The organism is Aquimarina agarivorans, assembly GCF_000218485.1.
Lineage (GTDB): Bacteria > Bacteroidota > Bacteroidia > Flavobacteriales > Flavobacteriaceae > Aquimarina > Aquimarina agarivorans.
On sequence record NZ_AFPB01000068.1, the window covers coordinates 1 to 26,203 of the forward strand.

General features: G+C 30.8%; 33 protein-coding genes and 1 pseudogene. 9 read left to right on the forward strand and 25 right to left on the reverse strand.

The window, feature by feature from the left end; genetic code table 11:
• Positions 1-133 precede the first annotated feature (133 nt).
• The 7 genes and pseudogenes from GMC_RS0103045 to GMC_RS0103070 all read right to left on the reverse strand — a co-directional run bounded on the left by GMC_RS0103045 (position 134) and on the right by GMC_RS0103070 (position 4,148).
• Positions 134-436 carry an HPF/RaiA family ribosome-associated protein gene (locus GMC_RS0103045; RefSeq protein WP_010520749.1) on the reverse strand — a complete coding sequence of 101 codons (303 nt, stop codon included), beginning with the start codon at positions 434-436 and terminating at the stop codon, positions 134-136.
• Between the two features lie 18 nt (positions 437-454).
• Complete coding sequence (locus GMC_RS21620; protein ID WP_157998132.1) at positions 455-631, reverse strand: hypothetical protein; 177 nt, start codon at positions 629-631, stop codon at positions 455-457.
• Positions 632-780: 149 nt separating this feature from the next.
• Positions 781-1,413, reverse strand: coding sequence for an MlaD family protein (locus GMC_RS18860; protein WP_094766246.1), 633 nt, complete (start codon positions 1,411-1,413; stop codon positions 781-783).
• Between the two features lie 15 nt (positions 1,414-1,428).
• Complete coding sequence (locus tag GMC_RS0103055) at positions 1,429-2,181, reverse strand: ABC transporter ATP-binding protein (RefSeq protein WP_010520750.1); 753 nt, start codon at positions 2,179-2,181, stop codon at positions 1,429-1,431.
• Positions 2,182-2,183: 2 nt separating this feature from the next.
• Positions 2,184-2,930 (reverse strand): annotated as a pseudogene (locus GMC_RS18865) (MlaE family ABC transporter permease).
• A 120-nt stretch (positions 2,931-3,050) separates the two neighbouring features.
• Positions 3,051-3,266, reverse strand: coding sequence for a heavy-metal-associated domain-containing protein (locus tag GMC_RS18870; protein WP_010520751.1), 216 nt, complete (start codon positions 3,264-3,266; stop codon positions 3,051-3,053).
• 21 nt (positions 3,267-3,287) lie between these two features.
• Positions 3,288-4,148, reverse strand: coding sequence for an RsiV family protein (locus GMC_RS0103070; RefSeq protein WP_029489572.1), 861 nt, complete (start codon positions 4,146-4,148; stop codon positions 3,288-3,290).
• A 204-nt stretch (positions 4,149-4,352) separates the two neighbouring features.
• Between GMC_RS0103070 and GMC_RS18875 the strand changes: the two genes are divergently transcribed.
• The 6 genes from GMC_RS18875 (at position 4,353) to GMC_RS18880 (ending at position 8,916) form a co-directional block, all read left to right on the forward strand.
• A complete protein-coding gene (locus GMC_RS18875) occupies positions 4,353-5,225 on the forward strand; it encodes a PAS domain S-box protein (protein WP_010520753.1) in 873 nt (290 codons plus the stop codon).
• 67 nt (positions 5,226-5,292) lie between these two features.
• On the forward strand, positions 5,293-5,586 hold the full coding sequence (locus tag GMC_RS22700) for a sensor histidine kinase (protein WP_316928955.1): 294 nt from the start codon (positions 5,293-5,295) through the stop codon (positions 5,584-5,586).
• A 74-nt stretch (positions 5,587-5,660) separates the two neighbouring features.
• A complete protein-coding gene (locus GMC_RS0103080) occupies positions 5,661-6,515 on the forward strand; it encodes a universal stress protein (RefSeq protein WP_010520754.1) in 855 nt (284 codons plus the stop codon).
• A gap of 24 nt (positions 6,516-6,539) precedes the next feature.
• The gene (locus tag GMC_RS0103085; protein ID WP_010520755.1) at positions 6,540-7,379 is read left to right on the forward strand and encodes a universal stress protein; all 840 of its coding nucleotides are present in this window, start codon (positions 6,540-6,542) and stop codon (positions 7,377-7,379) included.
• Positions 7,380-7,390: 11 nt separating this feature from the next.
• The gene (locus tag GMC_RS0103090; protein ID WP_010520756.1) at positions 7,391-8,245 is read left to right on the forward strand and encodes a universal stress protein; all 855 of its coding nucleotides are present in this window, start codon (positions 7,391-7,393) and stop codon (positions 8,243-8,245) included.
• Between the two features lie 29 nt (positions 8,246-8,274).
• The gene (locus tag GMC_RS18880) at positions 8,275-8,916 is read left to right on the forward strand and encodes a patatin-like phospholipase family protein (protein WP_262481995.1); all 642 of its coding nucleotides are present in this window, start codon (positions 8,275-8,277) and stop codon (positions 8,914-8,916) included.
• A gap of 133 nt (positions 8,917-9,049) precedes the next feature.
• On the opposite strand, the gene GMC_RS0103100 is transcribed toward GMC_RS18880, so the two are convergent.
• On the reverse strand, positions 9,050-10,354 hold the full coding sequence (locus GMC_RS0103100; RefSeq protein ID WP_010520758.1) for a dicarboxylate/amino acid:cation symporter: 1,305 nt from the start codon (positions 10,352-10,354) through the stop codon (positions 9,050-9,052).
• A gap of 127 nt (positions 10,355-10,481) precedes the next feature.
• Here GMC_RS0103100 and GMC_RS0103105 point away from each other — a divergent pair, with 127 nt between their 5' ends.
• Complete coding sequence (locus GMC_RS0103105) at positions 10,482-11,210, forward strand: sulfite exporter TauE/SafE family protein (RefSeq protein WP_010520759.1); 729 nt, start codon at positions 10,482-10,484, stop codon at positions 11,208-11,210.
• A gap of 10 nt (positions 11,211-11,220) precedes the next feature.
• Complete coding sequence (locus GMC_RS0103110; RefSeq protein WP_010520760.1) at positions 11,221-11,715, forward strand: hypothetical protein; 495 nt, start codon at positions 11,221-11,223, stop codon at positions 11,713-11,715.
• Between the two features lie 39 nt (positions 11,716-11,754).
• Here the strand turns inward: GMC_RS0103110 and GMC_RS21050 are convergent, their stop codons facing one another.
• From GMC_RS21050 to GMC_RS0103140, 7 genes are all read right to left on the reverse strand, one after another.
• Positions 11,755-11,886: a chaperone modulator CbpM gene (locus GMC_RS21050; protein WP_157998133.1), complete on the reverse strand. Its 132-nt coding sequence runs from the start codon at positions 11,884-11,886 to the stop codon at positions 11,755-11,757.
• Between the two features lie 78 nt (positions 11,887-11,964).
• Positions 11,965-12,204 carry an Hsp20/alpha crystallin family protein gene (locus GMC_RS20465; RefSeq protein WP_010520762.1) on the reverse strand — a complete coding sequence of 80 codons (240 nt, stop codon included), beginning with the start codon at positions 12,202-12,204 and terminating at the stop codon, positions 11,965-11,967.
• 7 nt (positions 12,205-12,211) lie between these two features.
• Positions 12,212-12,406 carry an Hsp20/alpha crystallin family protein gene (locus tag GMC_RS20470; protein ID WP_138940550.1) on the reverse strand — a complete coding sequence of 65 codons (195 nt, stop codon included), beginning with the start codon at positions 12,404-12,406 and terminating at the stop codon, positions 12,212-12,214.
• A gap of 64 nt (positions 12,407-12,470) precedes the next feature.
• Complete coding sequence (locus tag GMC_RS0103125; RefSeq protein ID WP_010520764.1) at positions 12,471-12,845, reverse strand: hypothetical protein; 375 nt, start codon at positions 12,843-12,845, stop codon at positions 12,471-12,473.
• A 60-nt stretch (positions 12,846-12,905) separates the two neighbouring features.
• Complete coding sequence (locus tag GMC_RS0103130) at positions 12,906-13,757, reverse strand: universal stress protein (RefSeq protein ID WP_010520765.1); 852 nt, start codon at positions 13,755-13,757, stop codon at positions 12,906-12,908.
• Positions 13,758-13,803: 46 nt separating this feature from the next.
• Positions 13,804-14,667: a universal stress protein gene (locus GMC_RS0103135; protein ID WP_010520766.1), complete on the reverse strand. Its 864-nt coding sequence runs from the start codon at positions 14,665-14,667 to the stop codon at positions 13,804-13,806.
• A 100-nt stretch (positions 14,668-14,767) separates the two neighbouring features.
• Positions 14,768-15,823 (reverse strand): response regulator, encoded by a 1,056-nt coding sequence (locus GMC_RS0103140; RefSeq protein ID WP_010520767.1) that lies wholly within the window; start codon positions 15,821-15,823, stop codon positions 14,768-14,770.
• A 144-nt stretch (positions 15,824-15,967) separates the two neighbouring features.
• Here GMC_RS0103140 and hemN point away from each other — a divergent pair, with 144 nt between their 5' ends.
• Positions 15,968-17,332 carry an oxygen-independent coproporphyrinogen III oxidase gene (gene hemN / locus GMC_RS0103145; RefSeq protein WP_010520768.1) on the forward strand — a complete coding sequence of 455 codons (1,365 nt, stop codon included), beginning with the start codon at positions 15,968-15,970 and terminating at the stop codon, positions 17,330-17,332.
• 70 nt (positions 17,333-17,402) lie between these two features.
• Here the strand turns inward: hemN and GMC_RS22510 are convergent, their stop codons facing one another.
• The 10 genes from GMC_RS22510 to GMC_RS0103195 form a co-directional block, all read right to left on the reverse strand.
• Complete coding sequence (locus GMC_RS22510) at positions 17,403-17,525, reverse strand: hypothetical protein (RefSeq protein WP_262481994.1); 123 nt, start codon at positions 17,523-17,525, stop codon at positions 17,403-17,405.
• 27 nt (positions 17,526-17,552) lie between these two features.
• Positions 17,553-18,260, reverse strand: coding sequence for a sulfite exporter TauE/SafE family protein (locus tag GMC_RS0103155; RefSeq protein WP_010520769.1), 708 nt, complete (start codon positions 18,258-18,260; stop codon positions 17,553-17,555).
• Positions 18,260-18,706, reverse strand: a complete 447-nt coding sequence (locus tag GMC_RS0103160; protein ID WP_010520770.1) for a FixH family protein — start codon at positions 18,704-18,706, stop codon at positions 18,260-18,262. The genes GMC_RS0103155 and GMC_RS0103160 overlap by 1 nt, the downstream gene beginning before the upstream one ends.
• 153 nt (positions 18,707-18,859) lie before the next feature.
• Positions 18,860-20,281 (reverse strand): cytochrome c oxidase accessory protein CcoG, encoded by a 1,422-nt coding sequence (ccoG, locus tag GMC_RS0103165; protein ID WP_010520771.1) that lies wholly within the window; start codon positions 20,279-20,281, stop codon positions 18,860-18,862.
• Between the two features lie 111 nt (positions 20,282-20,392).
• Positions 20,393-20,572, reverse strand: a complete 180-nt coding sequence (locus tag GMC_RS0103170) for a hypothetical protein (protein ID WP_029489574.1) — start codon at positions 20,570-20,572, stop codon at positions 20,393-20,395.
• A gap of 173 nt (positions 20,573-20,745) precedes the next feature.
• On the reverse strand, positions 20,746-21,636 hold the full coding sequence (locus GMC_RS0103175) for a cbb3-type cytochrome c oxidase N-terminal domain-containing protein (protein ID WP_010520772.1): 891 nt from the start codon (positions 21,634-21,636) through the stop codon (positions 20,746-20,748).
• Positions 21,637-21,638: 2 nt separating this feature from the next.
• The gene (locus tag GMC_RS0103180) at positions 21,639-21,827 is read right to left on the reverse strand and encodes a CcoQ/FixQ family Cbb3-type cytochrome c oxidase assembly chaperone (protein ID WP_010520773.1); all 189 of its coding nucleotides are present in this window, start codon (positions 21,825-21,827) and stop codon (positions 21,639-21,641) included.
• 2 nt (positions 21,828-21,829) lie between these two features.
• Positions 21,830-24,034, reverse strand: a complete 2,205-nt coding sequence (ccoN, locus tag GMC_RS0103185; protein ID WP_010520774.1) for a cytochrome-c oxidase, cbb3-type subunit I — start codon at positions 24,032-24,034, stop codon at positions 21,830-21,832.
• A gap of 28 nt (positions 24,035-24,062) precedes the next feature.
• Complete coding sequence (gene ccoS, locus GMC_RS0103190; protein WP_010520775.1) at positions 24,063-24,239, reverse strand: cbb3-type cytochrome oxidase assembly protein CcoS; 177 nt, start codon at positions 24,237-24,239, stop codon at positions 24,063-24,065.
• Positions 24,240-24,409: 170 nt separating this feature from the next.
• Positions 24,410-26,194 (reverse strand): hypothetical protein, encoded by a 1,785-nt coding sequence (locus GMC_RS0103195; RefSeq protein WP_029489575.1) that lies wholly within the window; start codon positions 26,192-26,194, stop codon positions 24,410-24,412.
• Positions 26,195-26,203: the final 9 nt, after the last annotated feature.

Here is a 26,203-nt window from a genome sequence, read left to right on the forward strand (position 1 = left end):
AGGTTTTAAATCAATTTCAGTAAGCACACACCAAACCCTTGCTTTTTCAATGCGTCATTTACTTCTGAAATTGCCTTTTTAAAACTAATATTGGTTCGGATAGTGTTAGAGTAATATTGCATAATCGTATTTTTTAGATATGTGGTTTTCTTTGCTGTTTGCTTTTTTTAAGTTGAACTTCAATATCACTTAACGAATTTTTGAAAGCAAACTCAAATTTGTCCTCATCACTTGTTGCATAAAGTAAAGCGCCAGGTATACTCACTTCAATATCACAAACTTTCCCCTTTCCTTTAGAGTCATTCTTTTTTATAAAACTGATATCTGTTTTAATAATCCAATCGTATTTTTTAAATAGATTATTTATCTTTTCAAGTACATACGCATTAAGTGTTGGACTTGTTTCCATATGAACGAAATGAACATTTGTTTTCATAATTATTATTTTTTTTAATTAATTTTTCTCTAACTTTTTAAAGTATTTTTTGAATAGAAAGTTTGTCTTTAAAGCTTCCATATTTTGATTAAAACTTTCTGTTCCTTGTTTTATACTTTGTATAGAAGCATCAATATCTTTTACTAATTCTGGATTTTTACTTAAATAATGTATTGCACTCTCATCAGATTGCATATCCAACACGAGTTGATTTAAATGATCAGAAAATACTTTTAAGTTATTACTGGACTCTTCAAAGTTTAAAATTATTTTTTTGACTTTATTTCCTGTTATACTATCACTTAATAATACTCCAGCTACACTGGATTCATAGGCTGATAGATTTAGTTTTTTTTTAAATCAAGAAATGTCGTATTGGTTAAATGGGTTGTTTGATTCAATTGTTGCATAGTTTTTTTTAAATCAATAGCAACAGTTTCGTCATTAATCAACTGGCTTAACGCTCCTTTTCCGCGTATAATCTGGTTTGTAATATGTAGTATGTTATCGGTAATAACCCCTACTTTTTCGTTAATAGTATTTAAAGTGCTTAACATATTTTCGGTACTGGTTTTTGCGAAAGAAGCAATAGTATCACCTTCTTTTATAACTTGAGATTCTTGTTTTGTAGGTAATATGTTAACTACCATATCTCCTACTAAACCACTTAAACTAATTGTTGCTATATCTTTTTTAGTAATGTATTTTGCATTATCAGAATCAATATTCATTTGCACTAATATCTTGGCATATTCAATAATTTCAATATTTTTTACCGTTCCAATTTTAATACCTGAGTAATAAATATTATTTCCTAATCGCAAACCGTTAACATCGGTGAATACGGTATTAATAATTATATTTTTATTGAACACGTTTTGTTTGCGTCCAATTAATATAACTGCTATTAAAAGCAAGAATGTTCCTATACTTACAAATAGTCCTAGTTTTATTTTTTCTCCTGTATTTTCCCTCATTACATTTGTTATTTATTATTTAAAAAAGGCTTTTACTTTTGGGTCTTCTGAATTTGATAATTCGTCGAATGTTCCTTCGATATAATTTGTACCATCTATTAATAGTATAATCCTATTCGAAATTACCCGAGCGCAATCCACATCGTGTGTTATAATTAAGGAAGAGGTTTTATATTTTTTTTGTATGTTCCTCATTAATTGAATAATTTCTTTAGCAGTAATAGGGTCTAAACCTGTTGTAGGTTCATCGTACAACATTATTTTAGGCTTTAATATCAATGCTCTTGCTAAGGCTACTCTACGCTTCATACCTCCCGAAAGTTCACTTGGCATTAAATCAATAGCATCAGCTAAACCCACACTTTCCAAGGCTTCTAATACTAGAGTTTCAGTAGATTCTATAATTCCTAATTTCTTTTTATGCTTCCGTAAAGGAAATTCTATATTTTCCCGAACAGTCATAGAATCATAAAGAGCACTTCCTTGAAATAAAAAACCAATTTCAGTTCTCAATATATCTAAGGCTTCCTGACTCAAAGTGGTAATATTTTTGTCTTTAATTATTATAGCCCCACTATCCAAAGCCAATAAGCCTACCAGGCATTTTATCATTACAGATTTTCCTGAACCCGACTTACCCATAATTACCAAGTTTTCTCCTTTATTTAGTTTTAAATAAAACCCTTTTAGTACGTGGTTATTACCAAAGCTTTTATTCAAGCCCTTAATTTCTAATACTGTTCTGTCTGTTGTTTTTTCTGCTTCCATAATTAAAACAATACATCGTTAACAAATACGGCTATAAAATCAATAACAAAAAGTAGTAGTGAAGCATATACTACAGATGTATTTGAAGCTAATCCTACACCTACAGTCCCTTTTTTACAGGTATATCCTTTATAGCACCCTACAAGACCTATGGTAAAACCAAAAAAAAAGGATTTGGTAATTGCTGGTATAATATCATTGTAGTGTAAAGCATCAAAAACTTTATTGAAATACAATACAAAAGAAACTCCGCCTTTTAAATTCTCAATGATTGCAGATCCTATTAATGCAAGCGCATCACCAACTATAATAAGTAGAGGCAACATTAATATAGTAGCTAATATCCTAGTTACGACTAAGTAATTAAAAGGATTGGTTCCAGAAACCTCCATAGCATCAATTTGCTCTGTAACTTTCATAGATCCTAGTTCTGCTCCAATACCAGACCCTATACGACCCGCACAAATAAGTGATATAATTTCTGGGCCAATTTCCCTAACTATAGAAATACTTATCATAGAGGGCATCCAAGATTCTGCACCAAATTCGGCAAGTGTTGGTCTTGATTATAATGTAAAAACCAATCCTAATATAAACCCAGTAACACCAACTAAAAACAATGATCTATTTCCCGTATTATAACATTGTCTGAGTAATTCCTTAAATTCAAAAGGTCCCTTTGCTAGTTGTTTAAAAAAATCTTTTGAGAAAGAAGTTAAACCTCCTATTTCATAAAAAAAAGCAGTCATAAATGGCGGTATTTTTAGATAGTTGTTCAATTGGGTACTCTATTTAACTATTCGTAATACCTAGATACTTCTTATTCAACTTTCCTACAGCACAGCTTACATACGATTTTGCTTTACTCCCTAAATTATTTTCATCATCAATTGCTGGATAGCCGATACTAGAAAGTGTTTTTTTATTTTTAGTAATACAGATTCTTCTGTATATTCTATAATAACCCTATTTGTAGGTACATTTATGGATACTGTTTCTACTCCTTCAACTCCTAATAGTTTATTAAGAATGGTTGTTTCGCATCCCCCACATTTTAAATTTTGAATTTCAATCCTCGTTTTCATAATTCTATGTTTAAAATTTAATTAACCCAATGTTGGTTTTTCATTATATAAATTCAAAAACCCAATAATCTCTTCTAAAGAAATTTCAACATAATAGGTACCTGTAAAGGAGGGGCATACTACACAGTCATCAAAATAATAGACTATATAATCTTCGTTAACTACAAAATTATTTTTGTAGGTTTCAAAATCCTCTTTTGTCAGCTCCCAACATTCGTAGTATAAATCACCTGTTCGAAGTCCGTTTGAAATTTTCTCATTGATTTTTTTTAAAATAGATGATTCTGCTCCTGTAATAAAAAAGTCATCAAATTTTATGAATTCACCTTTGTCTAAATTAAAATTTAAGCATTCAAAAGCGTAGGAAGAATGTGCTACTCCAGAATAGTAGTTCTCTTGATATAATAATATACTAACTATGTCTTCTTGTAACGAGTATACTTTGAAATCTAAAAACTTTATATCTCTTTCACAACCTCCTGCTGTAACGTCACAGATCATTTCTTTGTCATCTAAAATTTGATTTGTTATTTTTTTAATATTCAAATATTTATCTGCTATATATCTGTTAAATGCTTCATAACTTTCATCGTCCAAATAAGGGTACCTATAGTTTAGTTCAAATAAATCTTCGAGAATGTGAAACGATTTTGCAATAACAACTCCTGTTTGTTGAGATTCATAATCCTTTATAGAAGATATTTGTATGCTTTTCTCAAAAATTTTATCTTCAATTGTAAGAGCAGTATTATCTATTTTTTTCAATTCGGGTTTGGTTTTACTTATAGGTTTTATTTCTTTTTTATCAATTAATTTTGGATCATAATGCTCCTGACACATGCTTAGTGTAAAGAGTGTTATTAATAAGATAGCTGTTTTCATAATTCTGGTTTTAAGACTTTAAAATTACTCTGAGTATATGTTTTCAACTATGATAATTATCATTATGGATATAATATTTTTTAATAAGCTTTATTCTTAATGGAATGTCTAGTTTTGTTGATCTAGCTTATTAAGCAATTTTTGATAAATTACGTATTGTGAACAGTCTATCTTTTTTAGGGTAAAAAATTATATTTGACACTTATGAAAGTTTTTAAAGAAAATAGTAACATTTTTCAGTTGTTATCCGAAGCTGTCTCCGAAGGAATTATTGTTGTAAATCAAGAGCAAATTATAGTTGCCTGTAATAATGCAACTAATCAAATGTTTGGTTATAATAAAGAAGAGTTAATTGGAAAACCATTAGATGTTTTAATTCCACAACAATTTCGCCACAATCATTCTAGTCACGTAGAAGGCTTTGTAGCTCATGGAGAAAAACGTAAAATGGCAGGTAGTAAAGATCTTTTTGGTTTACGAAAAGATGGAACCCAATTTGCTGTTGAAGCAGGCTTGAACCCCTTTAACATATACGAAAAACAATATGTGATGGCTTTGATTATGGATGTTACAGAAAGGAAAAAGCATGAAAAAGAAATAAAAGAATTAAACAGTAGTCTAGAGCAAAAAATTGAACAGCGTACAGAACAGTTAAATGATTCTATCAAATCCTTAGAAAGTGAAATTGAGAAAAGAATTATAGCTGAAGTAAAGACAAGAAAAGCACTTGATAAGGAAAAGGAGCTTAATGAGTTAAAAACAAAATTTTTATCCTTAGTTTCTCATGAGTTTAAAACACCTTTAAGTGGTATATTAACCTCAGCAACACTTATTGGCAAATATGTAGACACAGAACAACAAATAAAAAGAGAAAAACACTTAAATACAATAAAGAGTAAAGTAAAATACTTGGATTCGATATTAAATGATTTTTTATCTGTAGAACGTTTAGAGTCAGGAAAAGTGAATTACAATTTTAAAAATATTTTATTCAAAGATTTATTAGATAATGTTATTTATGAAGCAGAAATGATGCTTAAAAAAAGGGCAAAAAATTGTTTGTGTTTCAGATATTGAATCATTAACCATTGAATTTGACGAAAAAGTATTAGAACTAATACTTTTTAACCTAATACATAATGCTATAAAATATTCTTCTGAAAACTGTTTAATTAAAATAGAAATAGTTTCTGATAAAAACGAATTCCAAATAGATGTTATAGATCAAGGAATCGGTATCCCAACAGATGAACAAAAGTTTATTTTCAATCGCTATTTTAGAGCAAAAAATGCTATTTTAAATCAAGGAACAGGAATTGGTTTGAATATATTGAAATCCCATTTAGAAAACTTAGGAGGCACCATAAGTTTTGTTAGCGAAGAAAATAAAGGTTCTACTTTTAGCATTAACATTCCTTCAAAAACAACTATAAACTAACTGTAACTGACAAATGTCATTTTTAGTACCTCTAACATCTTTTAGCTTTGACATAAATTATAAAAGCTATACTGATGACAAAGGTTATTATTCCCACCGATTTTTCCGAAAATGCAAAACATGCATTAACTCAGTCAATTGATTTTTTTAGAGAAGAAAGTTGTGAGTTTTTTATTATACACGCCTATGCGGACGAGGTATACGATAATAATGCATACTTAGCTCGAGCGCTTTTTAATGATATAAAAGAAAAGGCAAAAGCAGCATCAAACGAAAAATTGATGGCGGTTTTGGAGTATGCTCAAGATACCACTCCCAGTCCCAAACATCATTTCAGGATACGATCTATTTTTCAGTCACTTATAGATGCTATAGATGACATGGTAAACCAAGAAGGAGCCGATATTGTCGTTATGGGAACTAAAGGAGCAACCAATGCACCTGGTATTACTTTTGGTAGTAACACCTTACAAGTAATTCGTCATGTAGAATCACCTGTTTTAGTTATTCCAGAAAGTTATGTTTTTAATAGACCTAAAAATATACTTTTTCCTACCAATTTTATGATTCCATATAACCGAAGAGAATTAAAGCTCTTAAATTATATGGGGATGGACTTTAGAGCAACTATTCATCTTTTGATCCAAGCGACATCCAAAAAATTAACTAATCGTAAACAAGATAATAAACAATTAATTCAAGAGATGTTGCATAGTTGTAAGCAAGAACTTCATTTTGAATCAGGAACTGGCCTTGTAGAAACTATAAACAATTTTATAGAAGTTCATCATATAGATTTACTAGTAATGGTAAATTCTCATCAATCATATTTAGATGATATGTTGCATAAAACTACTATTGATAAAATTGGACTAACAACTAAAATTCCATTTTTAGTCCTACAAAATATCGATAGATGTAGCTGTTAAGCTGTTAACTGTAAAAACAATATTATGAAAAAGAACATTTTAATACCTACTGATTTTTCAAAAAATGCCTGGGAAGCCATTAATTATATTTCAGAAATATATAGTCAAATACCCTGTGAAATTCACTTTGCAAATGTTTATAATTTCCCTGGATATATAACCGAAAGTGCTTTTGTAACTATACCTAGTACTGATGTTTATAATGAAATTAGAAAGCTTTCGATTACTCAATTAAATAAAACTATTGAGAAGGTTAAGACTCAATTCAAAAATAAGCTACATACATATCATTCTATTTCCGAGCATAATTCACTATTCAGTTTTATAGAAGATTTTGTGTTAAATAATAACATAGACTTAATTGTTATGGGAACTAAAGGAGAAACCAATAGCACAGATATCCTTTACGGAAGTAATACCATAGATATCTTACAAAATATTACGAAATGTCCTGTATTAGCCATTCCTGAAAAAGTAAATTTTCAAATCCCAAAAGAATTGGTCTTTGCAACAGATTTTAACAAAATAGATGACTACAAAAAATTAGAAGTACTCATTGAAATAGCCCATTTACACAATGCTAAAATATGTGTACTGCATATTAATAAACAAGAAAAATTAATAGTTGAACAAGAAAATAATAGGGCAATTTTACAAGATTATTTATCTAAAGTAGCCTATGAAATACGATTTTTATCCAATGGAGATATTCATAATTCATTAAGTTGTTTTGTGCAAAGTAGAAACAGTGATTTAGTTGCTTTTTTCTCAAAAAAACATAGCCTGTTCGAAAATATATTTTCAAAACCTTTAGTAAAAACTATGGGTGAATATTCCAAAGTTCCTGTATTGGTTTTACATTAAAAATTAAGAAAATGAAAAATATCTTATTACCCACTGATTTTTCCGAAAATTCGAAAAATGCAATTGATTATGCTTTGAAACTTTTTAAAAATGAGCTATGTACGTTTTACTTTTTACATGTGCAAAAAGCTTCAAACTACATTACAGATGATTTGATGACGGCTCATTCAAATGAAAGTATTTATAGATCTGTTTTGGTGAATTCTAAAAAAGAGTTGATAGATTATGTAAATCGTTTACGTGTAGAGCGTAAGACCAATTCTCATATTTATAAAGAATTGGCTGATTATGATTCACTTACCGATGCTATCAACCAAGTGGTTTCTTCTAAAAAAATAGATCTTATTGTAATGGGTACTAATGGGGCAACTGGTGCTAGTGAAGCTATTTTTGGGAGTAATACTTTAAAAGTACTTCGCAATGTTTATTGTCCAACAATTACTATTCCTGAAAACATTAAGTATCAAAACCCAGAAAAAATACTTTTTTTATGTAATTCGCACGTTAAATTAACTTCTAAATTATTAGAGCCATTGATGGATTTATGTGTAAAATTTAATTCGGAACTATTTTTTTTACAAACGGAATCTGAAGCTCAAATGAGCATACTCCAAAAAAATAATTTAGAAGGAATTAAAAAGCTCTATCGTAAATTTAAAATCACATCTCAATCTATTATTGATGTTCCTGTAGCGGATGCTATAAACACTATTGTACGGTTAAAAAATATTCAGTTTGGATTTATTTTGCTTAAAAAAGAAACCTTTATAGAAAGGCTCCTATTAGGTTCAGAAACTGATGATATAAACTACAATAGCCGTATACCATTATTATTTTTACATGAAAACAAAGCATTCCATAGCTAATAACAGCATCCTATCTAAAAAAAATAGGTATTGTACTATCCGGAGGTGGTTATAAGGGAATTGCTCATGTGGGAGTTTTAAAAGCTTTGAAAGAATATAACATTTCCCCTAACTATGTTTCGGGGACCAGTGCTGGTGCTTTAGTTGGAGCATTCTATGCTGCAGATTATTCTATTGAAACGATGAAGCAGTTTTTTAAAAAAACATCTATTTTCAAACTTTCTCGGTTGGGTACAAATAAACCAGGTTTATTAGACTCTGAAAAATTTTACACAGACTTACATTTTTACTTTCCTGAAAATTCATTTTTAAGTTTAAAAAAAACATTATTTGTAACTACAACGGATTTGATAAAAGGATGTACCCAAATATTTAATTCTGGTAACTTAATTAAACCTTTAATAGCCTCTGCTGCTTTCCCTGGAGTATTTTCGCCAGTTGAAATTAATGAATCTTTATATACTGATGGAGGTGTTTTAGATAACTTTCCTGTAAATGCAATTAAAGATAAATGTGATTTTATTATTGGAGTAGATATAATGCCTATGGCCAAACTTCAAAAATCGGATCTCAAACATTCTTACGATATTATTCAGAGGGCTTATTACTTAAGAGGAATCCCAAATTCTGAAGGAAAATATACCGACTGTGATTTGATTATAAACCATTAGCTCTCGCCAATTATAGTATATTCTCAAACCATTTAGATGAAATTTTTGAACTTGGGTATTTAGAAGCAAAAAAACAATTAAAATACATTATTTGCTACAGATTTAGCTTTGCAATAGCACAATAGTTGTATTATTATTTTTTATTGACTCCATAAAATTTATTAAAAATCACACTTGCGGTTAAATCTCCACTCACATTAACAGCCGTTCTAAACATTCCCAAAATTCGATCAATACCAATAACAATAATTAGTCCGTCTATTGGAATTCCTGCTCCTTGTAATACTGATGCTAGAATAATTACACCACCTCCAGGAATAGCAGGTGTTCCAATTGATGCTGCCACCACTGTAGTAGTAATTAATAATAAGTTGATTACTGTTAATTCTATACCATAGGCTTGCGCCATAAATAAAGTGGTCACACACTGAAATAAAGCTGTTCCGTCCATATTAATAGTTGCCCCAATAGGAATTACAAAATCACTAATATTTGATGATACTCCTAATTTTTCATCTGCGGTTTTCATGGACATAGGCATTACGGCCGCAGAACTAGCTGTAGAAAATGCTAATAATTGTGGCTCTCGTATTAGATGTAAAAATTTAAAGGGATTTTTATGAGTGATCGTAAATACTAATAGTAAATAGAATAGCATTAAGATTATTAAACCTAAAATAACAACAATGATGTAATAGCCTAAACCCAAAAATATTTCGATGCCTATTTTAGATAATAATGCAGCCACTAATCCAAACACAGCAAAAGGTACTAGTGTCATTGCCCATGATACTACAATCATACAAATCTTCTGAATAGCTTCAGTAAAACGGATAATAGGATTTGCTGTATCCTTATTGAGTTGAGTAATTGCTACACCAATTATTATTGTAAATATTACAACACCTAGCATTTCTCCCATTAATATAGATTCTAACGGATTGTTAGGTATAAGATTAGAAATAGCATTAGGAATATTCTCAATAAAATTGTTTTGTTGACTAGGAGTAAAACTTTTCTCACTACTATTTGGAAATCCACCAATTTCAAGAATATATTGTCCTGGTTTCATAATAAGCGTTATAAATACCCCTATTAAAATGGCCATAGTAGTCGTAAAAATAAAATATAGTAATAGTCTTAACCCCATAGTTTTTAAATTCTCAGACGCATTGCCTACTATTCCCGAAATAATAGATGCAAACACCAATGGAATCATTACCATTTGTACCAATCTCATAAATATTTGCCCTGGTAAATCCAACCAATTTGATAACCATAAGCTAAGGCTTTCTGAAACTAAACCTGTGGATGGATTGATTAAAACTCCCAGACAGGCCCCTAAAATTAATCCAATAATTACTTTTAACCATAAACGTCCTTTTATAAAACGGTCTAAATAAATTGACAAATCATTAAGTGGGTTAATTTCTAACATAAAATAAATGAATTGATTTTAAAGTTGTTACTTTTTGTCAAAAATAAAGTATGTTTCTTTCTTTTTAGTTGATAAATATCATAGTTGAAATTTTTCTTTAAGTATATCTTAATAAAAAATTAGAAGCATGCTTTCTCGTTATATCCCAATATTTATTATTCTCTCAATTGTAGCTGAAATTTTAGGAACAGTAGGTGGTTTTGGATCGTCTGTGTTTTTTGTTCCAATCGCCAATTTCTTTTTTGATTTTAAATCTGTTTTAGGAATTACCGCCTTGTTTCACTTAGCAAGTAATCTATCTAAAATTGCAATGTTTAGGAAAGGATTTGATAAAAAATTGGTTGTTAATCTTGGTATCCCCGCTATTGTTTTCGTAGTTTTTGGGGCCTACGTAAGTAAATTTTTAGACCCAAGTATTCTCAATTATATTTTAGGAGGTTTTTTAGTGTTTTTAAGTTTGGTTTTTCTAATTTTTAAAACCCTGAAAATTAAGCCTACGGTAAAAAATGCTTTTATAGGCGGCTCCTTATCTGGATTAAGTGCGGGCATATTAGGAACTGGAGGTGCTATTAGGGGAATTACTCTTAGTGCTTTTAGAATGGATAAAAATAAATTTATAGCTACCTCTGCCATTATTGATATGGGGGTAGACTCTAGTCGTGCTGTAGTTTACTTTAACAACGGTTATATGCACAAAGAACACTTTTTTTTAATCCCTATACTATTATCAGTTAGCATCTTAGGTACTTGGCTTGGAAAGCGTATTTTAAATAAAATGTCGCAGAATCAGTTTAGAAATATTGTACTCTTTCTTATTCTAGGAATTGGAATAGCTAGTATTCTGTCTAATTTATAAATTAAAAATAATGAAAATAGAACACTTGGAAGAACGTATTAATGACTACAGAAACTCCATAAAAACCGTAGTCGAAAAAAAGAACCTTTGGAATAAAAGTATCAAACCTTTGCTTTTAAAAATACTCAATAGCGCTACCAAACTATATGATGTTGGTTGGAAAGTTCAGGAACTTAACTGGATTCACAATAACGAAGCTGTTAATATTACTTTTGATTCTTTTCCTCCAGAGCTTATAAATTCTACTAATCAAATCCCTACTTTTCAGTTTTACCAAGGCGGTGCACTTATTTTTTCTCAATCTTATAATGGAGATGTATATGTGTTTATTGCCTTTCCTATACTTCAAAATTCTGCACAACAAAACGAAATGAAAGAACTTGGCTTTTTCCTTCCTAAAGAAATTACAGAGAAATTTATTATAGAAAAAATTGACGACTTTTTAAAAGAAATGATCCTGTGGGAATTGCCTATGAATAATGGGAAAATTGGTTATCAAGGATAATTAGTTAATTTTCTATTATCGTTATATAATGGTTCTTCTTTAATTTTTATACAAATTCAATTCATTTTTTAATTGTTGTATTTCTTGCTGCATATTTTCAATACGCTGCAACAAATGCATTACTGTTTCTATACCTGCTACATTAATATTTAGATCTCTATAAAACACCACAATTTTCATTAATAATTAAAAAGAGGCCAAAATAATTACAAATTAGCCTCTTAACATTTTGGTTTAATAAATTTAAGATTAAGCAATTTCAATTACTTTTTTAGGTTTTTCAGCTGGAATTTCTTTTTTTGTTAAACATAACCCTAATATACCATCTTTGTAATTAGCCTTAACTTTTTGATCATCATCTACATTTGCTGGAAGTTTAAAACTTCTTTCAAAACTGTGAAATGAAAATTCTTTTCGGGTATAGCCTTCATCATTTTTTGCTTCTTCATCTTTTTTTTCTGCAGTTATTTTTAGGTAACCATCTTCCATTGATATTTCAATTTTTTTTTGAAAATCCTGGTACGGCTAGTTCTAGCGAAAAGTCCTTTTCATTCTCCTTAATGTTTACTGCAGGCAATTTTCTTCTATTTACAAAAAAATCATCCGAAAATAAATCGTCTGTGTCTAACCATGCCGAAAGATTATCTGTAAACCATGGAAAGCGTCTGTTGTCAAATTTCATTATATACATAACTTAAAAATTTAAATATTAATGATTGATTTTAAAATGAACACGTTTCATTGTGTTTTACTACTTATGATGTTTGATAGGTATTTTCATAATATTTTCTAACCCATTGTTTTGTTTGATTTTCTGTCATACTATCTGCTCTTTCTAGTCCTTTTACTTTTGAAGAAATGTTCGGATGATTAACAATAAGCTCTTTTTGTAATTTTTCTCCTGCTTCGGCTGGTCCAAAAATTACGATAGCTTTCGCTTCTTTTATTTCTTCTATAATTTCATTAAAATACTTTTTAAACTGTTGCTTTTCGCGAAGCAAATACTTGCTATCATGTACAACATCTTGCGGACCTCCTTTAAATTTGGTCCCTGAACCACCGTGTATATGAAAATCTTCAATATTTGAAAAAATTGTTTTTAACACTATTTCTTCTTTATTTAAGGTCATTATATGAGCTTTTTGCTTATCAATCTAAATTCCTGTTTTCATTTTCTTAAATTTTAAAGGTTACTTATCTCTTAGTACGAGTACTGGTATTTTTGAGTGATACCCAAGTTTCTTAACTAATGGTTTTGACAAAATACTTCCAAAAAAACTGTGTTTTTTATTTATAAACGCGATCATATTAGCATCTCTACTATCTACAAAACATGTAATTGCACTATGAGTATCGCTATGATCAAGGGTATGAAATGTGTAATCAACATCTTCAAAATACTCTTCTAATAAATGCTTATTATCTAATTGTTTATCGTTTAATTTTTCTTCACCATCAACTACATGTAAAATCTTTAAACTTGCATTTGTTTTTTTAACAATATCTATAAGGCTGGTTAATTCCTTTTTTTTAATAAAAATTTTATAGTTTGTAGGAAATACAATCTCCTTAGGTAATTCCACTTTAGCATCTGCAGGAACTGCAATTACAGGACAACTACGAATTTGTTCCATAATATCTACCGTATTACTACCATAAATGGTTCTAGTAGCATCTGTAACACCTTTGGTTCCCATTATAATTAAATCAATATCATTTCTTTCTACCAATTGTTCTACCGCTTCTTTTAAAAAGTTAAACTTACTATTCATAATAAACTTATGATCAATATTTTGACCTTTAGTAACCATTATTTGTTGAAAAACTTTTTCTAAACCTTTATCGGCTTCTTCTTTTGCTAGTTCATATAAACGCTCTCCTGGCTCTGGTACCATCATACTTTCTAATACATAACCACTTTCTCTAAATGTATTTAATATGTAAAAGTCGCAGGGTTCATCTTTAAATAATTCTATTGCATAATTAATAGCATTCCATGCATATTTTGAAAAATCGGTTGGTAATAATATCTTTTTTTTCATGACGATTTATTTAATTTATACTTTAAATTTATCGGGTTTTATAATATTAATAAATGACATTTATCAGCTCATCTGGAATAATTAAAAAAGGTCTTTTAGTGTGATGTCCTATTTTTTTAATTATTGCTTCGTGAGTCATTTTTTCGAAAAATCCATGACGATATTTAATCATTGCTAAAAGATCAAACTCTAAACAATCTACCATTGTAGAAATATGTTTTTCTACGGATTTATTTTTGGCAATACTTATTGTACTATGCTTTACATCATCAAAATAAGTATCTAAAGACCTCTTGTTTTCTTGTTGAGAATTACTTAATTCTTTTGTATCTGTTACATGAATTACTTTTAAAATAGCATCATCTAACTTGCAAAAAGACTTTAATGTTTGTAAGACATTTAAATTATACTTGTTAGTAAAATCTGTGGCAAAAGCAATATGGTATAATGGATATATATCTATATTTTCGGGTACAACAAGTATAGGACTAGAATTAATAGCCTCAATAACATTAACCGTATTACTACCCATAAAAATCTCCTTGATTCCTGAGGCTCCTTTAGTACCCATAACAACTAGATCAATTTGCTTAGATACTATTGTTTTTGCTATAGTTTCTATAAGTGGTTTTGATATTGAAATAATTTCGAATTGATGCTCAAAATCTTCAGTATCTCTAACTATACTGTGTAATACTTCTTTTAATTCACACTCCGATTTTTCACTTAGACTATGATAAAGGGCTGCTCCTTTTTCTAGATACAATCTACTCGTGAAAATTGGAGTTTTAACCTCAAATGTATTTAATATATAAAATTGACAGGGCTCTTTTTTGAATAATCGTGTCGCATAAAATAAAGCATCATATGCATTTTTTGAAAAATCTGTTGTAACTAGAATATTTTTCATAGAGTATAATTTTATTCGATTTAATGGAATAAAATTAGCTCTTCTCTAAAAGGGTAACTATGATATTTCTCAGCTTTAAAAAAATAAAGGCTAAAAAAGTTTAATCTACTAGTTTCAGTTTTTCGATATCAATAATTCTAATATTTCTACCTTCAATTGCTATATATCCATCTTTTTTAAATGAAGATAAGGTACGTATAAGGCTTTCGGTAGCTATTCCTGCTACACTAGCTAAATCATTACGGGAAATTTTAATAGTTTCATTAGGCTTTTTATTTAGTACCTCTACAAATTGAATAATGGTTTGTGCTGTTTTTTTACGCACAGAACTATAGGCCATTTGTAAAAGTTGATCTTTGATTACAGATAAATTATTTGTTAATAAACCCATAAATTCTATCGAGATATTTTTATTTTTTTCTAAAATATCTTTTAAACTATTTTTCGTAATCGCTGTGAGTTGAGTATCCTCAATAGCTGTAGCGGATTCTTGATAAGGTATATTATCTACAAAAGAGGTAAATCCTAAAAAAGAATCAGCTTCATACAATGCTGTAATTAATTGCTTCCCACTCTCATCCATTTTATGTCCTTTTATAACACCACTACTTATCAAATATACCTTATTAGAATGATCTCCTTCAGCATATATTAACTCACCTTTTTTAAAATTTAATTCTTCGCCATTATCATCAAAAAAGTTTTTAAGTTCATTCAAGTTTCTTAAACTATCAGTATTTTCTTTGCTATTTGAATTTGATTGTTCTTTAAAAAGAGAAGAAATTAATTCGGCTTTAGCTAATCTACTTTCAATAGCACTCATCAATTCATCTTCCTCAAAGGGTTTGGTTAAATAATCATCAGCCCCCATATCCATTCCCATTCTAATTTCTTTATGTTCTGTTTTTGCTGAAAGAAAAATAAACGGAATTTGATTAGTTTCTGGAGTATTGGTAAGCGCTTCTAAAACTCCATAGCCATCAACTTCAGGCATCATAATATCACATACAATAATATTAGGAATATTTTGCTTAGCTAAATCAATACCAATCTTTCCATTTTGGGCAATAATTACATTATAGCCAGCAAGTTCAATAAGTTCTGCTGTATTTTCTCTTAAAGCAATATCATCTTCAATTAAAAGGACTGTTTTCATACTATGGAAAATAAACTGTTATTAATAATAAAAATACAATAATTGTTAATTTTTACTATTACTAAACTGATAAATATCATATTTCAAACAGATACTAAATTTTAGTTTTGAAACTACAAAAAACTAATCTGTAAAACAGTTTTTATGTGTAATACACTTGTTTCAAAATACAATGTAGCTGGCCCAAGATATACCAGTTACCCAACTGTTCCTTATTGGGAAAACGATACATTTTCCTTAAAGTTATGGAAACAAACTTTACTTAAAAGCTTTGAAGAAAGTAACTCCTCTGAAGGAATAAGTCTTTATATCCACCTCCCTTTTTGTGAAAGTATGTGTACATTTTGTGGGTGTAATAAACGGATTACTAAAAATCATACAGTGGAGATCCCTTATGTAAATTCGATCTTAAAAGAATTTGAGTTGTACTGCGATTTATTTGGAAAGAAACCAATTGTCAAACAAATTCATTTTGGAGGAGGAACTCCCACTTTTTTTTCGCCAGAGCATTTGGAGTATTTGCTACTTGGTATTTTTTCAAGGGCTAAAAAAGCGGATGTTTTTGAATTTAGTTTTGAAGGTCATCCCAATAATACAACTAAAGAGCATTTAGAAACCTTATATAAGAATGGCTTTGAGAGAGTCTGTTACGGTGTACAAGATTATAATCCAAAAGTACAAGAGGCTATTAATCGAATTCAACCTTTTGAAAACGTAGCGCGAGCAACCATTACAGCAAGGAAAATTGGATACAAATCAGTAGGGCACGATATTATTTATGGCTTACCTTTTCAGACAGAAGTGGATGTAAAAAACACGATCGAAAAAACAATAGAATTATCTCCAGATCGCATTGCCTTTTACAGTTATGCACACGTTCCCTGGATTAAAGGTAACGGACAACGTGGCTACAATGAAACAGATCTTCCTACTCCACAACAAAAAGCAATGCAATACAAGTTGGGTAAAAAAATGTTACTAAAAGCAGATTATATTGAAATTGGAATGGATCATTTTGCTTTAAAAACAGATAATCTTTATATAGCACAACAAGAGAAAACAATACATCGTAATTTTATGGGGTACAGCTCTAATAAAACACAGCTTATGATTGGTTTAGGAGTCTCTTCAATCGGTGATAGTTGGTATAGCTTTGTGCAGAATGTAAAAAATGTTGAGGAATATCAAAAGCTAGTAGATGATAGAATTTTTCCTGTATTTCGAGGGCATATTTTAAACGAAGAGGACCTAATAATCCGGCAACATATTCTAAATTTAATGTGTCAGTTTGAAACTTCCTGGGATACACAAAACACATACTTCAATGAATTACCTGAGGTACTTATAAAACTTGAAGAACTTGCTAAAGATGGTTTAATAGAATTTCAATACAAAAAGTTGATAGTAACTGAAAAAGGAAGACCATTTGTACGGAATATATGTCTTCCCTTTGATTTACGTTTACAACGAAACATGCCCAAAACTCAATTATTTTCTATGACAATTTGATCTTGATAAAAGGGAAGATTCTAAACTTAAAAAACAAGTACTTCATTTTCTATTATGGGTTATAATTCTTTTATTTATCAGAATTAATCATAGAATAGACTACTAAAACCATTATAACGCAAACCACTGCAAATACTGCAATAATTGTAGTTCCCATTCCCCAGTTTACTAAAGGCAACATAAGACGATTCATAATATATTAGTTTTGAATTAATTATTTTTAATGGCAATTATATTTTGTCGAAATTTTAGGCAATGCTACATTTTCTGATGGAGATATATATTTGATACCCAATCCCATTCCGCGTAAAACAAACAATAAACCTATAATAACTACCACTACAGGAATCACTTTTAAAACACGCTGTTTGAATTTTATATTTAAAAAGTTACCTAAATAAATAGCAGTAGTCATTAATGGAATGGTTCCTAAGCCAAATAGCGCCATATATAGACTTCCTCGCCAAGCACTACCTGCTGTTAAAGCTCCAAATATGGCCATATATACCAATCCACACGGTAATAGACCATTTAAGAAACCTACTGTAAAGAAGGTAAAAGGATCCTTTTTTTTGAGCTCTTGACCTAATGTTTTTTTTACTTTACCAACAGCTTTATAGATTGGTTTTGAAAAATTATATCTATTAAAAAATTTAGTAGGTATTAATACTATTAGAATCATTGCTATTCCGATGCTGATTGATATTTGTTGTTGAAACCCAAATAAATTGAGACTCTTACCTATCAAGCCTATTAAAAAACCTAAAAGGGCATAGGTGAAAATCCTGCCTAAATGATAGCTTAATAACTGTAACACCCGTTTGGCTGAGTTTTTACGATCTAAAGGAAGTAAAAACGCAATAGGTCCGCACATTCCCACGCAGTGAAAACTACCTAATAAACCAAATATGAGTGCTGAGATTAACATTAGTACATAATTTCTTTTTTATACAAATAGGGTTTTCCTTCGTAGGTCCAATCAATAGTAATGTTCCAACGACCGTCTATCAAATTATTTTCAGGTATGAGCAAATTTGAGCCAGAAAAGACTATGGGTAAATCAAAATCTAGTTTTTTATTCGACGGTCGATATAGGAATACTTTTCCTTTTATTTTTTTAGTATTTACTGAGCTAGGAAAGTTTATCAACCAACCTTCAGACACTCGTTTTCCTTTGATACTTTCAACTAAATTATTGGTATTGGTTTCCGCATCAATTTCGGTTTGATACGCCATTTCTTTGGCATAATATTCTTCTGTAACTAAATCGTGGCTGTATTGTTTATTCGTACTCATTTTAATAACAAAAAAGAGAATAAAGCTCATAAATAGTGCTATGCCAATAACAATTCCTGTTCCCCAGTTAAATTTCATAGTTTATTTTTTAGTATTAAGTCCTCAGTACAAAGTATCAAGTATAATTTCATATTTTCTCTACTCCAAAAATTAAGAAGTCTTGCCTCCTGCTTCTCTTCTCAATATTCTATTGTCTAAAAGCGAATCGATCTCACCGTTCAATTCTCAATTCTACTTATAACTCCTAGGCCCTAAAAAAGCCGTCGTCGTTGTTTCAATCAATTTATTGTTACTATAGACTCCAATTTTTAATTGATCCTTATCTCCGTTTAGAGCACTATTATTAATTTCAATAAATAAACTCCCTTTAGCTAAATCTTGTTTAGGGACACTAAATCTATTGTGAGATACTACTTTAATTGTTCCTTTGTGAGAAAGCAGTTTGAAATTTACATCGTCAATTTGTTCGGAAGTTTTATTCACTAACTTAAAGGTGTATATGTTACTAATAATATTATTTGCCTTCCGTTCATATAACTGACCTGGCAAACGCAAAATCCTAGCTTCAATATCATTTCTTAAAAATAGCATTCCTAACAACACTGCTGTTAAAATTCCTAATACTGCGCTATACCCTTTTAACCTTGGTGTAAATTCAAATTTCTTTTTCTTTTCTATATTATCTTCACTAGCATAACGGATCAACCCTCTTGGTAAGTTTACCGACTCCATTATCGAATCACACGCATCTATACATGCCGTACAGTTAATACATTCTAACTGTGTCCCATTACGAATATCAATTCCTGTTGGACATACATTTACACACTGAAAACAGTCAATACAATCGCCTTTGCCAATGGATTCTCTATTTTCATTTTTCTTGAATTTAGAACGTCCTTCTTCACGCTCACCTCGCTTATGATTGTAAGCAACAATAATAGATTTATTATCCAATAAAATGCCCTGTAATCTTCCATATGGACAAGCAATAATGCATACTTGTTCCCGAAACCAAGCGAATATGAAGTAGAATACCCCCGTAAAAATAGCTAGTGATACTAAAGTACTCCAATGATTTTTAGGGCCATCCGTAATGTATTGAATCAAGCGATCACTACCTATTAGATACGCTAAAAACACATTCGCTATCAAAAATGAAATAATCAAAAAGATCGTCCATTTCAATACTCTTTTTCTGATTTTCTCCCCATTCCAAGGCATTTTGGAAAGTTTTATTTGTTTTCCTTTATCTCCATCAATCCAATATTCAATTCTACGAAAAACCATTTCCATAAAAATAGTTTGTGGACAAATCCATCCACAAAAAATTCGACCAAGAGCTACTGTAAATAGAATTACGAACACCACTCCTATAATCATCATAATTACAAATAGATGAAAATCCTGTGGCCAAAATGGAAATCCAATAATATTAAAACGACGTTCCAATACATTAAACATTAAAAATTGATTTCCATTAACTTTAATAAAAGGGGCAGAGAACAAAAAAGCTAATAATACATAACTCACATATTTGCGATAAGTATACCATTTACCCGAAGGTTTTTTAGGAAATACCCAAGCACGTTTTCCTTCACTATCTAATGTGCCGATAGTATCTCTAAAATTATTTTGCCCTTGTTCTGCCATTTTATTTAGATAAAATCAATAAAAAGATAGCATCTTCAACTCCAGTAACCGAATGGACAACATCTAACGGAATTTCGTAACTATCGTAAGTATTTAATATTAAATTTTGAGTTACCGTTTTAAATAATAATATTCTAATATTTTTGCACTTGAGGGTACTTTATGATCTTTAAGAACAACACCTTCCTTAAGTCCAATTATTAAAATTTTTGTGTCCGCTGTTTTATGGAGGCCCTTAATAATTGGACTTTTACTTTCCCTAACATCTCGTATAGCTTCGTGTATATTCATAACTTTTGGATTTAAAAATTAGTTAGTAATCTTCTTTATGTTTTTGCTAATCAATAAGTTTCAGTTCGAGTTATTTTCGATAGAAAATAGTATCGAGAACTACTTCTTGATTATTAATTGCTATCTGTTCTTGATATAAAATTCTGGAAGAAATGCACTCGAACAGACAACAATTAGTTCTTAGGCAAAGGTTTTTCCCAGATATCTCCTTGGGCTTCTTTTGGATCTACAGGTGTCGTGCCTTGTAAACTCAACACATAACTGGCTACTTGTGCCATCTCCAAGGGTTTTAGTTCTGTTTTCCAAGCAACCATTCCTTTAGATGGACGTCCACCTTCTGAGATTGTTCGGAATACGTTTTTAATACCTCCACCTAAAATCCAATTTGGGTCTGTTAGATTGGGTCCGATTCCACCACCACCATCTGCTTTATGACAGGCTACACATTTTTCCATAAAAATAGTTTTCCCACTTTTTAAGTCAGATGCATTGGTAAGCAGTTCTACAGTATTTACATCCATTAAATTTTTTGCAGTTTTTTTATATTCTTCAATAGCGATTTTAGCCTTCGCTATTTCGTACTCGTACTCATTAGCTTGATTGGCACCATCAAACACGTGATAACGAACCATATAAATTAGTGCAAAAACAATAGTTGCATAAAAACCATATACCCACCACGGTGGTAAATTATTATCCAACTCTTGAATTCCATCATAATTATGATCTAGAATTATTTCGTGTTCTTCCTCTATAGGTCTGCTACCTAAGGATTGTTGATACAATTCTTTAATCCACTTAAATTGATTTTCTTTTTTTAAGGCTTCTGACGCTAAATATTTACCTCTCGCTTCAGGGCTTAGAGTCTTAAATAATATAGTTTTAAAGGCTTCAAAACATATTTCTGCTGATATTGATATTATAACTACAACTGCTATAATAGCTCCAACAATGGGTTGAGAAATGAAAGCAAATTCTTCATCGGTACCTGCAATGTATTCAAATAGAAAAAAAGCAATTATTGTAATTCCTATAACTCGTAAATATGATGCTGTTGTTTTCATAGTTAGTTAGGCTTATTGATTAATCCTTCGTCCAATGGAATATTACTTACTTCTGAAATGTGAGACTTCTTAGCGGTAAACACCCACCAAAAAAGCACCACAAAAAAGAGGAAGAATATGAGTAATGAAATGATGGGATATACTTGTACCCCTTCTATATTTTCCAAGTTTCCTTTTATAAATTTTAGCATAACTATTCATTTAAATTTGAAGTGGTTTCTTTAGCATTTTTCACTTTAATATCTGTACCTAATCGTTGTAAATAAGCAATAAGGGCTACTATTTCGCGATTACGCATTTCTATAAACTCTTTGCCATTTTCTTTTGCGTACTTTTTATCGGCATCATATGTTTTAGCAAAATCAGGATCGTCGTACAAGTTTTTTTCAATTTTGGTTCCCTGTTTTATCATCCAAGCTTCGGCTCTTTCAATTTCTTCAGATGTATACGGCACACCTAGAGCTACCATAGCTCGCATTTTAGTTTGAGTATTGGTTTTATCTAGTTCGTTTTTTATAAGCCATTTGTACGATGGCATAATGGAACCCGATGAAGTACTTTGTGGATCATACATATGATTCAAGTGCCAATTATCCGAATATTTTCCTCCAACGCGCATTAGATCTGGACCTGTCCGCTTACTTCCCCATAAAAAAGGGTGATCGTAAATGTATTCTCCCGCTTTCGAATACTCTCCATAGCGTTCTACTTCACTGCGGAATGGGCGGATCATTTGTGAGTGACACCCTACACAACCTTCACGGATATATAGATCTCGACCTTGTAACTCTAGAGGTGTATATGGTTTTACACTTGTTATTACAGGGATGTAATCGTCTACAATTAGCGAAGGAATAATTTGCACCATTCCACCAATTAATATGGCAATAGTTGCAAAAAGAGTCAATCGCACTGGGCGCCTTTCTAACCAAGTATGGTAGCCTTCTTTTTTGGTTCGTTTTCTTGTTACTTTTTGTAATGGGGTAGCTTCAGCTAGTTCATCGGTAACGGTACTGCCGTTTTTAGCGGTCATAATTAAATTATAGATACCCACTAATGCCCCTATAATAAACATACTTCCTCCTATGGCTCGCATCCAGTACATTGGTATAATCTCACTTATAGTTTCTAAGAAATTCCCATAAGTAAGTGTACCATCTGGATTAAATTGTTTCCACATCGAAGCTTGTACAAAACCTGCTACGTACATTGGAAGTGCGTATAGAATAATACCTAGTGTACCTATCCAGAAATGAATATTAGCCAGCTTAGTCGACCACAAAGTAGTTTTATACATTTTAGGAATTATCCAATAGATCATACCAAAAGTTAAAAAACCATTCCAAGCTAAGGCACCTACGTGTACGTGAGCAATCACCCAGTCACTAAAGTGAGCTATCGCATTTACATTTTTCAGCGAAAGCATTGGCCCTTCGAATGTGGCCATTCCATAACCCGTAATGGCTACGACCATAAATTTTAAAACTGGGTCGGTACGCACCTTATCCCACGCACCTCGTAATGTTAGTAACCCATTTATCATTCCTCCCCAAGATGGAGCTAATAACATTATAGAAAAGGCCACCCCCAAATTTTGCGCCCAATCTGGCAAGGCTGAGTATAATAAGTGGTGTGGACCAGCCCAGATATAAATAAAAATTAATGACCAAAAGTGAACAATAGATAGACGGTAAGAATACACGGGTCTATTCGCTGCTTTAGGAACAAAGTAATACATCAATCCTAAAAATGGCGTTGTTAAAAAGAAAGCAACAGCATTATGGCCATACCACCATTGTACTAAAGCATCTTGAACACCTGCATAAACGGAATAACTTTTTAATGCACTTACTGGAAGCTCCATACTATTCACAATATGTAATACGGCTACAGTAACAAATGTTCCTAAGTAAAACCAAATGGCTACATATAGATGTCGTTGTCTACGTTTCAATATTGTTCCTATTAAGTTAACTCCGAAAGCTACCCAAACCAAGGCTATCGCAATATCAAAAGGCCATTCTAATTCGGCATATTCCTTTGAGGTTGTATACCCTAATGGAAGTGTAATTACTGCACCGACAATAATAGCCTGCCAAGCCCAAAAATTAAAATTACTTAACCAATCTTTCCACATACGAGCTTTTAATAATCGCTGTGTTGAATAGTATATTCCTGCATAAATAGCATTACCTACAAAGGCAAAAATTACAGCATTGGTGTGTAATGGGCGTAATCTACCAAAACTTAACCATGATATACCTTCGGTTAAATTGGGGTATAAAAACATAAAAGCAAGTAGCAAACCTACACTCATCCCTACAATTCCCCATAACATGGTAGCTACAATGAATTTTTGGACGATTTTGTTATCATAATAAAACTTTTCTACGTTCATATTATTAATGTATTGATATTAGTTCAGTTTAATTTTTAGGATTGATATTGTCGTCATCTTTGCTTAATTCGTCTTCAAACAACATTCGGATAGATGGCGTATAGATATCATCATACTGCCCGTTTTTAACGGAGATTATAAAAGCTATAAAAAACACAATTGCTACTACAATACTAATTGCTAAAAGCATATAAATAATACTCATACCACTACCTGAATTATAGTGTAAAACTATGATTTGAGTAAATCATAAAAGATGATATTTATCAGGTTTTGACTTTTTTTGATTGTTTTTTCAGTAAACTTATTAAGTATAAAAAAGCCTCTATACTTTATTGATAAAGGCATTGGGAAAATGAGGTGTATTTTGTTTATTTAGATATTAGATAAATTACTTTTTAAGACTATTAATAACTGTTTGTTTTTCGCGATACTTTCGTTTAATTCTGTTTCTAAGTGCAGAGAGGTTTTAGATAGAGAACTACTTATTTCTTGGTAATACTTTATTCCTTCCTCAAGGTTATTGGCAAATTTCAAAAAGTATTTCTTTTTAGAGTCATCTATAAAACAGCTAGTTTTTTCTTTTAAATAATCTATATATATGCCTAATTCTTTTACAAACATATGAGGCCTATTTTTAGTGGTTACTAAATTGACTTCACCATAAATATGAGCAATCATAGTTTTTAAGTCGGTAATTTGATTAAAGTATGCCATATTTGGCCCTGGGCAAACAGAAACACCTGTACCTTCTTTTTTGGTTTCAATACCGTATGCTAAAAGTGCAGATGTCCCTAAACCCACACAGGTACATGATTTTTCAATTATTTTAGAAAATTGTTTAGCGTAAGCTTCTTTGGATAAGTATTTGGTTTCTAACTCTTTTATTTTTAAATGTTGATATTGACGCGAGGCTGTACACAATCCTTTTTCGTCGAACTCTTTATTCATAGCAACATATTTTTTAGGGCAGGAGCTACCAGGTCTGTTTTTATCGATGTTTAGTTGCTTTTCGGCATCTTTTGTATTTCCTCTTAGATTATTAAAAGGAATCCCTAATGGAGAAATATCACTTAAATATAAATCTTCTTCTTTTGCTGAAGCTAACTGAGTTAAGGTTTTTTGATCTACAGTGGTCGCTTCTGGTACTAATAAAAATGGAGTTCCCCAGCCAATTGAATCTAATTGATAATGATCCAATAAAAATTGATGCTCTTTTTCAGTACCCACTCCACCTTGAGCAGTTAATTTAAGAGTCATTTTTTTGGTAGGAACCGTTTTATCTAATTGCAGAAGTGCTTTTTTAACGATAGCATCTAACTCATCGATTAATTCTTGTTTTTTGTCTCTAAACTCAGCTAAAATAGGTCCCATTAAATATCCATCGGTTGCAAAAGCGTGTCCGCCACAATTTAAACCCGATTCTATTCTAAATTCGGAAACCCAAATCCCCTTTTTGGCTAAGAACTTTCCTTGTATTAATGCAGATCTAAAATCACTAACTTTTAAAATAATACGTTTTTTGATCAGACCATTTACATCAGGAAAAAAATTATCAAATTCTTGTATATAGCTGTACAAACGAGGATTCAAACCTGCCGAGAGTACTACCGATGAATTTAAATTACTTTGTGCAAAACCACGTAGGGCTGCGTGCGCATCTTTATAAATCGAAGCTAGTTTTTCATTATCTTTAAAATTCTCTTTATCCACTTTGGTCATAATGTTTACATCAATACTTCCTAAACGAGTGTTTTTTAATACCCATTCTTTAATACTTGATGTAGAATCGGTGCTAAATAAACCTGAAAACTCTTCAATCAATGAAGTTTCATTATTAGGAAACATATTACAGTAATCTAACAATGCCTGAGAATTTTTGCTTAAATTTTCCTGTAATCCTTTAAACTTTTTCTGCGTTAAACCTTGGAGTAAATCTAAATAGGTTGTAATGCGTTTGGCTCTATGATCGGTCGTAGTTTCATTAATTTCAGTATAATTAATACCAAAAGTGTTACTTATTTTTTTACGAATTTTTTCAATTAGTGAGTCATCTACTAATGAAATTACGGAATCAATACCTAAATGAGCTACCTTTAAAGGGGTATCAATGGTAAAGCCAATTCCCATTACTGGGATGTGAAAGGTGTGTTTGTTCATTTTTTTATG

Bases quoted from the DNA above. Each gene is read 5' to 3' on its own strand.
- GMC_RS0103045 (WP_010520749.1), bottom strand. From the start codon at position 436: ATGAAAACAAATGTTCATTTCGTTCATATGGAAACAAGTCCAACACTT.
- GMC_RS21620 (WP_157998132.1), bottom strand. From the start codon at position 631: ATGCAATCTGATGAGAGTGCAATACATTATTTAAGTAAAAATCCAGAA.
- GMC_RS18860 (WP_094766246.1), bottom strand. From the start codon at position 1,413: ATGAGGGAAAATACAGGAGAAAAAATAAAACTAGGACTATTTGTAAGT.
- GMC_RS0103055 (WP_010520750.1), bottom strand. From the start codon at position 2,181: ATGGAAGCAGAAAAAACAACAGACAGAACAGTATTAGAAATTAAGGGC.
- GMC_RS18870 (WP_010520751.1), bottom strand. From the start codon at position 3,266: ATGAAAACGAGGATTGAAATTCAAAATTTAAAATGTGGGGGATGCGAA.
- GMC_RS0103070 (WP_029489572.1), bottom strand. From the start codon at position 4,148: ATGAAAACAGCTATCTTATTAATAACACTCTTTACACTAAGCATGTGT.
- GMC_RS18875 (WP_010520753.1), top strand. From the start codon at position 4,353: ATGAAAGTTTTTAAAGAAAATAGTAACATTTTTCAGTTGTTATCCGAA.
- GMC_RS0103080 (WP_010520754.1), top strand. From the start codon at position 5,661: ATGACAAAGGTTATTATTCCCACCGATTTTTCCGAAAATGCAAAACAT.
- GMC_RS0103085 (WP_010520755.1), top strand. From the start codon at position 6,540: ATGAAAAAGAACATTTTAATACCTACTGATTTTTCAAAAAATGCCTGG.
- GMC_RS0103090 (WP_010520756.1), top strand. From the start codon at position 7,391: ATGAAAAATATCTTATTACCCACTGATTTTTCCGAAAATTCGAAAAAT.
- GMC_RS0103100 (WP_010520758.1), bottom strand. From the start codon at position 10,354: ATGTTAGAAATTAACCCACTTAATGATTTGTCAATTTATTTAGACCGT.
- GMC_RS0103105 (WP_010520759.1), top strand. From the start codon at position 10,482: ATGCTTTCTCGTTATATCCCAATATTTATTATTCTCTCAATTGTAGCT.
- GMC_RS0103110 (WP_010520760.1), top strand. From the start codon at position 11,221: ATGAAAATAGAACACTTGGAAGAACGTATTAATGACTACAGAAACTCC.
- GMC_RS20465 (WP_010520762.1), bottom strand. From the start codon at position 12,204: ATGGAAGATGGTTACCTAAAAATAACTGCAGAAAAAAAAGATGAAGAA.
- GMC_RS20470 (WP_138940550.1), bottom strand. From the start codon at position 12,406: ATGTATATAATGAAATTTGACAACAGACGCTTTCCATGGTTTACAGAT.
- GMC_RS0103125 (WP_010520764.1), bottom strand. From the start codon at position 12,845: ATGACCTTAAATAAAGAAGAAATAGTGTTAAAAACAATTTTTTCAAAT.
- GMC_RS0103130 (WP_010520765.1), bottom strand. From the start codon at position 13,757: ATGAAAAAAAAGATATTATTACCAACCGATTTTTCAAAATATGCATGG.
- GMC_RS0103135 (WP_010520766.1), bottom strand. From the start codon at position 14,667: ATGAAAAATATTCTAGTTACAACAGATTTTTCAAAAAATGCATATGAT.
- GMC_RS0103140 (WP_010520767.1), bottom strand. From the start codon at position 15,823: ATGAAAACAGTCCTTTTAATTGAAGATGATATTGCTTTAAGAGAAAAT.
- hemN (WP_010520768.1), top strand. From the start codon at position 15,968: ATGTGTAATACACTTGTTTCAAAATACAATGTAGCTGGCCCAAGATAT.
- GMC_RS22510 (WP_262481994.1), bottom strand. From the start codon at position 17,525: ATGAATCGTCTTATGTTGCCTTTAGTAAACTGGGGAATGGGAACTACA.
- GMC_RS0103155 (WP_010520769.1), bottom strand. From the start codon at position 18,260: ATGTTAATCTCAGCACTCATATTTGGTTTATTAGGTAGTTTTCACTGC.
- GMC_RS0103160 (WP_010520770.1), bottom strand. From the start codon at position 18,706: ATGAAATTTAACTGGGGAACAGGAATTGTTATTGGCATAGCACTATTT.
- ccoG (WP_010520771.1), bottom strand. From the start codon at position 20,281: ATGGCAGAACAAGGGCAAAATAATTTTAGAGATACTATCGGCACATTA.
- GMC_RS0103170 (WP_029489574.1), bottom strand. From the start codon at position 20,572: ATGAATATACACGAAGCTATACGAGATGTTAGGGAAAGTAAAAGTCCA.
- GMC_RS0103175 (WP_010520772.1), bottom strand. From the start codon at position 21,636: ATGAAAACAACAGCATCATATTTACGAGTTATAGGAATTACAATAATT.
- GMC_RS0103180 (WP_010520773.1), bottom strand. From the start codon at position 21,827: ATGCTAAAATTTATAAAAGGAAACTTGGAAAATATAGAAGGGGTACAA.
- ccoN (WP_010520774.1), bottom strand. From the start codon at position 24,034: ATGAACGTAGAAAAGTTTTATTATGATAACAAAATCGTCCAAAAATTC.
- ccoS (WP_010520775.1), bottom strand. From the start codon at position 24,239: ATGAGTATTATTTATATGCTTTTAGCAATTAGTATTGTAGTAGCAATT.
- GMC_RS0103195 (WP_029489575.1), bottom strand. From the start codon at position 26,194: ATGAACAAACACACCTTTCACATCCCAGTAATGGGAATTGGCTTTACC.